Here is a 712-nt window from a genome sequence, read left to right as displayed (position 1 = left end):
ATGATCAAGTGCCGACCTGGAACTATGTAGCGGTGCATCTGACTGGTGTGCTTGAGATGTGCCCAACGGACGACCTGCGAAATCTGCTCGACCGGCAGGCGGCAGGCTTTGAAAATCGCCTGCTGCCAAAGCCGCCATGGTTGGCGTCTAAGATGACACCAGACGCGCTGGATAGAATGATGCGCATGATCGTTCCCTGCCGACTCATGATCTCGGATATCGACGGCACTTGGAAGCTGAATCAGAACAAACCCGAAGAGGCGCGACATCGCGCGGCTGATAACGTGCACTCAGCAGGACTTGGCAGCGAGGTGGCGCGCTTGGCCTCGTTGATGCGCAAGGCCTGAGGCACGCGTTCTCGCCTTCCATTCATTGAGCGCTGAATGTGGCGAGATAAGCAGCGATGTCATCTGCGCCTTTTTTCAGCTTGACGCTCATGTTCGGGCGGGCGGTGTCATCATCCAGATATTCCTTGATGAACCCGATCGGATCCCGAGAATAGGCGGCGATGTTTTCTTCAGTCCACACAAGCCCTTCTTGCCCGGCGCGGATCATGTCGTCGGTGAACATCCCGATGGGCAAACGTTCACTTCCATAAAGATAATCGTTCTCAGTTCCGGCGGTGCGGCCAACTACGCCAAAGAGATTCGGCCCGGTGATGCCGCCTTTGACCAGAACCTCGCCATTTTTGATGATCGCATGGCACGAAGAG

The 712-nt window shown here is 56.0% G+C and carries 2 protein-coding genes; one reads left to right on the top strand and one right to left on the bottom strand.

All coding sequences use genetic code 11. The features are described from left to right. A partial coding sequence (locus ACR0EL_RS22300) for an FMN-binding negative transcriptional regulator (RefSeq protein WP_480502330.1) occupies nt 1–347 on the top strand: 347 nt, incomplete at its 5' end. Nucleotides 348–369: 22 nt separating this feature from the next. Here ACR0EL_RS22300 and ACR0EL_RS22295 read toward each other — a convergent pair. Next, a partial coding sequence (locus tag ACR0EL_RS22295) for a c-type cytochrome (protein WP_480502329.1) occupies nt 370–712 on the bottom strand: 343 nt, incomplete at its 5' end.

It is taken from the genome of Ruegeria sp. AH12 (genome assembly GCF_056541465.1).
The sequence above is the reverse complement of the archived record's forward strand: the minus strand, read 5'-3'. Positions and strand labels throughout refer to the sequence as shown.